At 38.9% G+C, this 10,267-nt stretch carries 9 protein-coding genes and 1 pseudogene; 7 read left to right on the top strand and 3 right to left on the bottom strand.

The window, feature by feature from the left end; genetic code table 11:
• Positions 1-142 (bottom strand): annotated as a pseudogene (locus IM496_RS22700) (DUF4351 domain-containing protein); the annotation flags it as partial.
• Between the two features lie 287 nt (positions 143-429).
• Positions 430-843 (bottom strand): hypothetical protein, encoded by a 414-nt coding sequence (locus IM496_RS10075; protein ID WP_287661847.1) that lies wholly within the window; start codon positions 841-843, stop codon positions 430-432.
• Between the two features lie 199 nt (positions 844-1,042).
• Here IM496_RS10075 and clpS point away from each other — a divergent pair, with 199 nt between their 5' ends.
• Genes clpS through IM496_RS10060 form a run of 3 tightly spaced genes read left to right on the top strand, consistent with a single transcriptional unit; the run spans position 1,043 to position 3,723 of the window.
• Positions 1,043-1,330: an ATP-dependent Clp protease adapter ClpS gene (clpS, locus tag IM496_RS10070; protein ID WP_002738526.1), complete on the top strand. Its 288-nt coding sequence runs from the start codon at positions 1,043-1,045 to the stop codon at positions 1,328-1,330.
• Entirely contained in the window at positions 1,323-2,153 is an 831-nt protein-coding gene (locus IM496_RS10065; RefSeq protein WP_287661846.1) for a CPBP family intramembrane glutamic endopeptidase, read from the top strand. Before clpS ends, IM496_RS10065 begins: the two co-directional genes overlap by 8 nt.
• Positions 2,154-2,205: 52 nt before the next feature.
• Complete coding sequence (locus IM496_RS10060; protein ID WP_287661845.1) at positions 2,206-3,723, top strand: ammonium transporter; 1,518 nt, start codon at positions 2,206-2,208, stop codon at positions 3,721-3,723.
• Between the two features lie 11 nt (positions 3,724-3,734).
• Here the strand turns inward: IM496_RS10060 and IM496_RS10055 are convergent, their stop codons facing one another.
• On the bottom strand, positions 3,735-5,645 hold the full coding sequence (locus tag IM496_RS10055) for an Hpt domain-containing protein (protein ID WP_194017867.1): 1,911 nt from the start codon (positions 5,643-5,645) through the stop codon (positions 3,735-3,737).
• A 266-nt stretch (positions 5,646-5,911) separates the two neighbouring features.
• On the opposite strand from IM496_RS10055, the gene IM496_RS10050 reads away from it, so the two are divergent.
• The 4 genes from IM496_RS10050 to IM496_RS10035 form a co-directional block, all read left to right on the top strand.
• Positions 5,912-6,427, top strand: coding sequence for a hypothetical protein (locus IM496_RS10050; protein ID WP_311131791.1), 516 nt, complete (start codon positions 5,912-5,914; stop codon positions 6,425-6,427).
• A gap of 149 nt (positions 6,428-6,576) precedes the next feature.
• Complete coding sequence (locus IM496_RS10045; protein ID WP_265578355.1) at positions 6,577-6,699, top strand: hypothetical protein; 123 nt, start codon at positions 6,577-6,579, stop codon at positions 6,697-6,699.
• A 945-nt stretch (positions 6,700-7,644) separates the two neighbouring features.
• On the top strand, positions 7,645-9,666 hold the full coding sequence (locus tag IM496_RS10040; protein WP_104395551.1) for a phospholipase effector Tle1 domain-containing protein: 2,022 nt from the start codon (positions 7,645-7,647) through the stop codon (positions 9,664-9,666).
• Positions 9,667-9,717: 51 nt separating this feature from the next.
• Positions 9,718-10,267: hypothetical protein (locus IM496_RS10035; RefSeq protein WP_287661844.1), on the top strand; the 550-nt coding region annotated here is incomplete at its 3' end.

Genomic DNA, 10,267 nt, shown 5'->3' with positions numbered 1-10,267 from the left:
TTTCAGAGATATTAGGACTAAAATACACATCAATTTCTTTAATTTCTGAGGTGACTTCTTTACTGACAACTACTGTACCGTAGGGAGAAAGAAGGGTTTCTAAGAAGTCTTTGCTAAATTTATCCCAAATAAAGCGAGTCATTTCAGTTATCAGTTATCAGTGACTACCACCTAAACTCGGTAGCTTGAAAAAGGTTAATTACCTCAGTTGCTGATTTTAGTCTCTAGATTAATCATCGAGAATTGAGCAAGCGATCGCATTTATGGTCTGATTCTAATTTATTGAGGGTCAGTAAGAATAGTGATAATTGACATTTCTTAAGATTTTATCTCCGACTACTGATAATTAACATTAACATCGACAAAAAAACTTTCTAAAATCTGCTTAGATAAAGACAAATATTGACATTTGCTGTTAAATTAGTCAGCTTATCGCCCCAAAAGCGAAACAAAAGGAGGTATAGTAGATAGGGACGCTTTTAATTTGGCTGCTGCTAATCGCTCTGGTTGATTGAGTTTAGCTAGAATTTGATTTAATAATTCTAAGATTTGTGGAGAAGCAAGTTGATCGGGTGGTTCTGTGGTAATTGCCGTCAATTCTGTGACAATTTCTGCTACCATTACCTCGGCATCAGGAAAGGACGCTTCTTGACTGTCGCTGGCGATTAAATCCCATTTTTCTCGTTCAAAATACCGAATTTTTCGGCGTAAATCTTCGATCTGCTGCTTGATCCTAACTTCTTCTTCCGGTGCAATTTTGACTAAAGTGTCTCGCTTTCCCGCTAATTGTTGTTTTAAGCGTTGAATATTTTTATCGAGATTTTGTAATTCGTCAGTAGCCATGGGAAAATAAGCTTAAATTAACCAATTAATTCAATTATGATCTATCCATCTAGAAATGTCATTCCTTTGGCTGTCCCCCACTCCCCAACACCCAACCCCCTCACGGATCACAGAAAAAGCCTAGCTCAATCTGGAAATTTTGATTATGATCATTAAGTAATTGACTTGTATTGTGATATAGATTCAAAGGAGAGACACGGTGTCCACAGAAGTGATCGAAAAGCGTTCCACAGCGACAATCCGTAAACCAGCGCCGCGTTATCGCGTTTTACTCCACAATGACGACTTTAACTCGATGGAGTATGTGGTTCAGAGTTTAATGCAAACGATCGCCGGTATGACGCAACCCCAAGCAGTTGATATCATGATGGAAGCGCACACGAATGGTACAGCCTTGGTGATTACCTGCATCCAAGAACACGCGGAGTTTTACTGTGAAACCTTGAAAAATAAAGGTTTAACCAGCAGCATCGAACCCGATGAATAAAAGATTACGGGTAATTGCCACTTACCCAGTCCCCCTGCGACTGGGAATTTTTATTTTGCTCTTACTTTTTCTCTGGTTGCCGATCGCACTTCCCCTCTATCACTTTTTTGCCACTAATGCTAATCTGGTCTCAATTTTGACCCTTTCTGTTCTCTATCTGGAATTTTTGGGGTTATCCCATTGGTGGGGACGGATAATTTATGGCGATGAGGGATTAGCCGATTATGGGTTGATTTGGCGAATAAAAACGCTGATCGAGTTAATTAATGGGTTAGCGATCGGTTTATTTTTCACTTTCTCGCTTTTTCTGTCCCAAGCGTTCCTAGGTTGGTTAAATTTCTTACCTGCGAATCCCCCAATCAGCAAAATCATCTTGGAGGGGTTTTTAGTCGCTTTAGCGGTGGGTTTTGCCGAAGAATTGCTATTTCGGGGCTGGTTACTGCGAGAATTAGAAAAGGATTATCGTCCCGCTATCGCTCTAGTGATTAGTGCCTTAATTTTCGCTCTTACCCACTTTATTAAACCTTTAGCCGAAATTATCCGCACTTTTCCCCAATTTCCTGCCTTAGTCTTGCTAGGATTAATTCTCGGTTGGGCAAAACGCGCCTGTGGTGGTAATTTGGGTAAAAGTATCGGTCTGCACGCCGGTTTAATCTGGGCATACTATATATTAAATGTGGGTCAGTTAATTAAATACACTGGTACTGTTCCCGATTGGTTAACTGGAATCAATAAAAATCCTTTAGCGGGAGTGATGGGTTTACTTTTCCTGACAATTCTCGCTATCTGGATCAGAAAAAAGGCAGTTTTGAGTGAACGATAGGGGATTAAATCAATTACTATAAAGGGGCAATTGCCCATGAGAGTTATAGCCGATGAATCGATTATTATCTTTTCTAGAATATCGCCCGCGTTTGCGTAATATCCTATCTTTTTGTTTCTCTCTCATCGTCATGCTGTTGATCGGTGTAGGCAAAGTCACAGCACAGGATTTAAATAATTCTACTCTGGATTTAGTTGCTAATATTTGGATGTTAACAGCCGGCTCTTTAGTATTCTTTATGAATGCGGGTTTTGCCATGCTGGAAACGGGTTTTTGTCGTACTAATAACGCCACTAATGTCTTAGCTAAAAACCTAATTGTCTTCTGTGTTTCTGCCTTGGCTTATTGGATGTTTGGTTTCGGTTTAATGTTTGGCAATACATCAGCACTAGGAAATAGTTTCTCTGGTGGCACAGGATTTTTCTTGGAAATTCTAACCCCTAATAATGAATACAGTCAATTCCAAAAATTGTGGCCAGGTCGTTCAATTGCCACTTTATTTTTCTTTCAATTAACTTTTGCGGGAACTGCGGCGACCATTGTATCGGGAGCAGTGGCAGAAAGGGTTAAATTTTGGGCATTTTTGCTATTTAGTTTCTTTTTAGTCGCTTTTTCTTATTCTCTTACCGGACATTGGATTTGGTCATCGGAAGGATGGTTATATAACTTATTTAAGTTTCGAGATTTTGCTGGTTCAACGGTGGTGCATTCGGTGGGAGGAATGGCCGGATTAGTGGGCGCTTGGTTGCTAAAACCGAGAGATGGACGCTTTGGTTATAATCGCAAAACTGATCGTTATGAAGAAAAAGAAAGAGGAAATTTTGCTCCCCATCAGTTAGGATTTGCAACTCTTGGTTGTTTCATTCTTTGGTTAGGATGGTTTGGTTTTAATGGTGGTTCGGTAGTAAATTTGAATGATGTCCCCATGACAATTACTACCACGATGATTGCCGCTGCCACTGGGGGATTTTTGGCATTAATTTTTAATCCTTTAATTGGCCGCAAAGTCAGTTTATCCATAATTATTAATGGCATTTTGGGGGGATTAGTGGGGATTACGGCATCATCAGGTTATGTTAATATCAAATCAGCTATTATCATCGGTGGCATTAGTGGCATTATCGTCTTATTAGGAGAAGAATTTTTAGTTAAAACTAAAGTAATTGATGATCCGGTCGGAGTAATTTCAGTACATCTTTTTTGTGGTTTTTGGGGAACAATGGCGGTGGGTTTCTTTAGTACCAAAGATGCGGGAGAATTCGCCCTTGGATTAACACAGAATAGTCGCATATCTCAAGTCGCTTTTCAATTTTTTGGATGGGTTATAGTCATGGCATTTACGTTTATTTTTAGTTTAATTCTCTGGCTAATGATTGGCAATCTCCTCTACTATATGCAAGTAATTGTTTTACGTCAAAAGAACCCACAGGTTAACTTCTCTCCTGTTGCCAGTAGTCAATCCTTCAATGTTTCTGATCTATTCTCTTTATTTTGGTCACGGGGAAGGGAAGGAATTCGGGTATCATTATCCGATGAATTAACGGGTAGCGATGGAGTATTTAGTGATTGAAAAATTGATGTTTATTTAATAAGTTTTTGGCAATCTGGATTATCTGGCAAAGCTCGATCAATATCCAGTTTCCAGGCTTTGTCATTGTGCCAACGTTTTGCCCAAAATTGAGCTTCTTTAAAGTTATCAGAAGTTGGGGGGATTTTGCACAAAATTTCAAAAGCACCTTCTCTACCCGGCAGATTAGCCACAAAATTATTGGCAGCTAATCCTATTGCTTGCTGAATTAACATTAACTCATTTAATTGAGTCGCACACTTTTCAGAAAGCCGATTACCTTGTTTACTTTTCAAGTCTTGCAGTTGTTGAATAGTCCTGTTTAAGCTAATATTAAAATCTCGTTTAGTACAAATTTCTGGAATACTAGGTGAGGTTGTCACCACGACATTAGGAGTCTTTTCAGGAGTCTTTAATGACAAGAAAGTGAATCCAAGAAAGCCTAATACTGCCAAGAAAGATAACACTTTAGTTAAATCAGCAGGAGAATTTTCCACCTTAACTAATTTTTCTAATTCCTGTCTAACCCATTGAACATTAAATACCTCTTGATAAATTCGATTGCTAACTTCTAAATAATCATCATTTCTAATCACTAATTCTGCTTGCTGAAGTGCCAATTTTTCGGGTTTATTATCAGCCAATACTCTCCCTTGCAAAATATCTTGATAGGTCTCTAATCTTGACCTAACATTTGCATCAGGAGTTAAGAGACTGTTTTGTACTTTCTGGAAATGAGCTGCCGCTTTATTTTGTAACCAATTTTCTACAATATTTTTCTGAATCAATTGTTCAATTTTTGGTTTTTCTTGTCCTTCCCGCAGCTCATTTTTATTGTCGATTAGCAAACGAATAACTATTTCCGTTAACTCCAAGTTATCACCTGTCCAAGCAAGAGTTTCCTCAATTAAAGTTGCTCGTTGGTTTTCCTCAAATTCGGCGGTTAATTTTTCTTCAGCCAGTTGATATGCTTCCCTTTGACTTGCTATCTGTGCTTTTCGCTCGGTTGGGATTTGACTTAACTCTAAAGAAGGCTTTTCTGACTCATTAATATCTTGATTTTCACTCCATTTTAAAGCTTCTTCTAAATCTTGATCAGAAAGAAGTTCTGGGGTACCAGCTACCAATTCCGCTTCCGGGTTAATCAGGATTTGTGGTAATTTGGCGGCGGCTAATAATTGCAATTCTTGACTGACGGTGATTTCTTCCCCGCGACCCCATTCTAATAAATTACTAGCTTGTTTTAATTCCTTAATAATAACCGGGGCGAGAGTACGATAGGAATGCTTGGGGTTAGCCAGAGCTGATTGGGCATTTTTAACTAAATATTGCCATTGTTCCTGTTCTGAAGCCAATTGAGACAGAGATAAAATTAATTTTTGTAATTGCTGACGGGAAGTGCTGGTTTCTTCCTGTTTAAACAGTTGTAACATCTGTTTGAGGATATCTCTGACGCTGATGGAGATAGAAGGGGCTGCCGCAATAGCTAGAGTAGATTTTCCCTGGCCGAGAAGATAGTTAAGATGGGCTTGTAATTCGGCAAAAGTCGCTTCACCGTTTTTAACGATCGCATCAGCTTCCTCGGCTTGCAAACCCAAGGGCTCCTGCAGCTTATCGATCAATATCTGAAGCAGATCATAACTCTTGAGGAACAAAGACTCTAATTCTTGATCCACTTCTAGGGGATTTTCTTTCAATATTGTGAAAGCATCCTCAAGACGGTGAGCAGTTTTTTGGATACTGCTATAGCCTAACATGGCCGCCCCTGCCTTGACGGAATGGGCGGCACGAAACATCTCGTTCATCTGTTCATGGTTGTTCACGAGATTGCCTAAGTCTAAAATCCCGTGTTCCAAAGTTTCCAGGTGTTCTTTTGCTTCTTCGATGAAATAGCCGAGAATTTTCTGATCGTTAGCGGAGTCCAAAGTCCTATCCCCCTTATCACGATGCTATCTAGTCCTGGATTGGCCTAGTTTTTCATTAAATATATCAGTGACTCTTCAATCATTATAAATACATTAACAACTGCTGGCGAGTATTTCATGGAAAAATGAATGCGCTCCAGGGTTCGGGGGTTATACCCCCCAAAAACTTGGATTGATTGATAAAATCCAAACTAACACCCAATTTTAGCATAGATTTTGCCTTTAAAAATTTCAACTTAGTAGATTTATAAAAATGAGATGCCCCGATCACGGCATCATCAGGGGATGATAATATCAAATCAGCTATTATCCTCGGTGGCATTAGTGGCATTATCGTCTTATTAGGAGAAGAATTTTTAGTTAAAACTAAAGTAATTGATAATCCAGTGGGAGCAATTCCAATACATCTTTTTTGCGTTTGTTGGGGAACAATGGCGGTGGGTTTCTTTAGTACCAAAGATGCGGGAGAATTCGCCCTTGGATTAACACAGAATAGTCGCATATCTCAAGTCGCTTTTCAATTTTTTGGATGGGTTATAGTCATGGCATTTACCTTTATTTTTAGTTTAATTCTCTGGCTAATAATTGGCAATCTCCTCTATTATATGCAAGTAATTGTTTTGCGTCAAAAGAACCCACAGGTTAACTTCTCTCCTGTTGCCAGGAGTCAATCCTTCAATGTTTTTGACCTATTCTCTTTATTTTGTTCACGGGGAAGGGAAGGAATTCGGGTATCATTATCCGATGAATTAACGGGTGGTAATGGAGTATTTAGTGCTTAAAAAATTGATGTTTATTTAATAAGTTTTTGGCAATCTGGATTATCTTGCAAAGCTCGATCAATGGGCGATTTCCAATAAATGTGAAGAAAAAAGAAGGAATTTATCAAGAAATGAGAGATTTAGGTTGAAGTCCAGGAACTCAACTATTTTTGAATGATGTCAATATTCTGACTAACTTTGGAGATTTAGAGACGGCAATAATTGCCTATCAAAAAAGATTTGATATTGAGGAGATGTTTCAAGATTTTAAGTCGGGAGGCTATAGCTTATAAGGTTCTTAATTAGCACCGCAATACCTATCAAAGCTGATAATTGTTATAGCTATCGCCTATACAAGTGCCACAATGCAAGGTAAAAAAATTAAGGATATGGGAATCCAAAAATATGTCACAAGACCTGAAAAAAGATATAAAGGTCAACGCAGACACAGCAGTTTTTATATGAGTCAACATCTCTATCATTGGCTCTAGCTACATCAAATATTCCAAAAAAATATAGAAGAGCTAATGCAAATTAGCCGCTATCGGTTGAAGGATTACATCAAAGTACAAAGAGCGATATCACTTGCCCTATCTACCTTATAGCTCGCTTGTCCCCCTGTCAGGATTATCACCTTAAGAAAGCACAAGAAATGTTTACTAATACCCCTAAGGACAATTCTGTAAAATCTGATATTACCATTAATCATGAGTCAGAATCACCAGAAACACATCAGTCTCTTGAAGGAATTTCTCATCAAGAGATGAAACTATTAACCAATTAACCGACTTATCGATCTCTAGTATTCGTAGTAAAGCTAGTCGCGGAAATTTGATCGTAGCCAACGATGGTTTTACCTATCGTTATGACAAAAATCCTCAAATCTTAAAGTGGTTTAAAATCTCACCTTAAGCCCTCTGGCTGGAAAAGATTGATATAATCAGGCCAATAGCCAGACACCGAATCGACCCCAGAACCTAGACAAACCCGCTGGCTGTCTAACGATGCCAGCAATTTAACTGCCAGTTTCTACCAACAACAATTGACCGAGAATATGGGATGAGAGGCTATTGAAGCTAAATTTTGTGAAAACTTCTCACTTATATCGCTAGATAACTAAAATGTGGTAAGCTAGACGGTGACGTTCACAAAGACCGCGACAGATAGATAAATCTCTTATTAGTCAGAGTCCCTGAACCCTTGATTACCTCTTTCTCCCCTAGGTGATTACAAAACCAATGGCTGAACAACGCTCTGTACTAAAATTTAATGGCATTGATGATCACATGGATCTATCCCACGGATTTCTTGACATCGATCAGAGTATTACCATTACATTTTGGGCAAAAGGGGAAAATAATTTATCTACAGAAACGACTCTTTTAGAAGCTGTTAATCAGGAAAATAACCGCGTTCTACATATTACCTTGCCTTGGGGCGATCCCGTGAAACCTGCGATTTTTTGGGATGCGGGAAATGAAGAAGGTTTCGATCGAATTGAAAAAAAAGTCAAGCTTAAGGATTATAGTGATTGGACTTACTGGTCTTTTGTTAAAAATGCCATCACAGGCCGAATGTTGATCTATCGTAATGGGATCATTTGGCATCGTGGCAACGGTCATAACCGTGCCTTAACGGGGATTGAAAAAATCATCTTGGGAGCCTCTGTTAATCTCTCCCATTATTGGCAAGGTTGTCTTGCAGAAGTTTCTGTTTGGAATCAAGCACTTAGCCAAGAAGAAATCCAGAAAACGATGTATCAATCTCCTGGGTTTGATGAGCTTGGCTTAGTCACTTATTTATCACTTAATGGCAGTGCAGAGGATCAAACAAGTTATGGTAATCATGGTATTCTTCATGGGACAACCTGGCAACTAGATAGTCTTCCATCTAAACCAACCTCGCTTCCTAAATCAAAAACTCAGACTAGCAGTAAAGCTAGAAGGAATGCGAAAAGGATAACAATGGTCAACGAAATTTTTAACTCCCTTGAAGAAGAAGAACTGATTAAACAGGATGCTCCAGCCGAACATCAAGAACCTTCCCCGGAAGAGAATCCAGAATCAACTATAATCACCGAAGAAGCAGCTCTTCCCAACCATGAGAGCAATGAAATTGAGGAGATTACTGAAACGGCAATTTCTGTACCAGATATCCTGACTTATTCAAACCAGAAAAAACGGTTAATTATTTGTTGTGATGGTTCTTGGGAAGACTCTACCAGTGCTGATCCCACCAATGTGGTTAAATTCGCCGAATCTATTAAGTATATTGCCGAGGATCAAACCCCTCAAATCGTCTTTTTGTCAGGTTCTGGCAGCGCCGAAGATAACGAATTTATTAAAAGTTTAGGGAATGAAACTTTTGGCTGGGGCCTTGATCGGATGATTCAAGATGCCTATCGTTTTCTTGTCCTTAACTATAATCCCACAAGCGAGGATGAAATTTATTTGTTAGGTTTTAGTCGAGGAGCATATATCGTTCGTTGTTTGGCTAGTTTTATCGATAAATGTGGAATCCTAAAACGCTCTAAGATTAAAGAAATTCCCCAGGCTTATCAACTCTATCGAGACCACACCGTTAGTTCCGATAGTGCCAAAGCTCAACAATTTCGTGCTGCTAATGCCAAAAAAATTGAGACAGAAAAGGAAGATTTTCAAGATCGTATTCCAGTCAAGATGTTAGGCTGTTGGGATACAGTTGGTCATTTTGGTATTCCTGATTTAACTCCTTGGTTTCCCCTGGCTAAGTTTTATCATAAAAAATATGAATTTAGTAATACAAAATTAAGTCCGATTATCCAAAATGCTTTTCATGCTGTTGCCATTGATGAAAAACGTAAAAACTTCCCTTCCACTCCGATCAAAGCCAACCCAGAAAATCCTGAACAAGTTGTCAAAGAAGTTTTATTTGTCGGTGAACATACCTGTCTAGGTGGTGGCAAAAAAGAATATCAAGGACTTTCCGACTACCCCTTACAATGGATGATTAATCAAGCCAAAAAATTGGGATTAGAGTTTGACTCAACCACCTCTGAATTTGAGGAATTCCCAATTAAACTAGACCCGACCATCAAGTTCGATAATACGGTTAAGGGATTGTCGGCCTTGGGAGGTGAGCAATGGCGATATTTCAATACAAAAGTTGTCACTGTTCATCACAGTGTGGTAAAACGATTAAAGGCTTTTTCCGATTATCGTCCCAAAAGTCTTGAACCTTTTCTTCAAGCTTTACTTAACAGCGATCAACAGACAGATTAACCTTGCTTTAGAATTAAACCAATCCTTCGCTAAAAATTTGAGGTGATTTTTATGGAACTCGATAACATTATCAAAAAAGTGGCAGGTACTTATTTAGCTTCGGCTATTATTGCTGTCATCGTGCTAATTGTGACCCTCGGACAACCCTTTGTCGTTTTTCTGGGTATCGGAGCGATGGGGTTGGTTAGTGTCTTAGGAGATGCGATCGCTCAGTACGGAATTGAAGCGGTTCTGAATTCTTTTTACACTGAGCGAAGTAAAAAAGAATCCCTGGAAACACTTTTAGCTGAAATTGATGCTTTACCTCTGACTGATGACCTGAAATTAAAAACTAAAAAATACTTGACTGACTATCAAGAACAGACAGCAAAGCAGCAAGAAACGGTAACTCAGTCAACTCCTGAAAGTCCTCAAACAGTTGTTATTGAAAATGAACCAGTTATTGAAAAGGAACCAGTTATTGAAAAGGAACCAGTTGTTGAAAAGGAACCAGTTGTTGAAAAGGAACCAGTTGTTGAAAAGGAACCAGTTGTTGAAAAGGAACCAGTTGTTGAAAAGGAACCAGTTGTTGAAAAGGAACCAGTTGTTGAAAAGGAACCAG

This window comes from Microcystis sp. M049S2, assembly GCF_020245625.1.
GTDB classification, from domain to species: domain Bacteria; phylum Cyanobacteriota; class Cyanobacteriia; order Cyanobacteriales; family Microcystaceae; genus Microcystis; species Microcystis ichthyoblabe_A.
The sequence above is the reverse complement of the archived record's forward strand: the minus strand, read 5'-3'. Positions and strand labels throughout refer to the sequence as shown.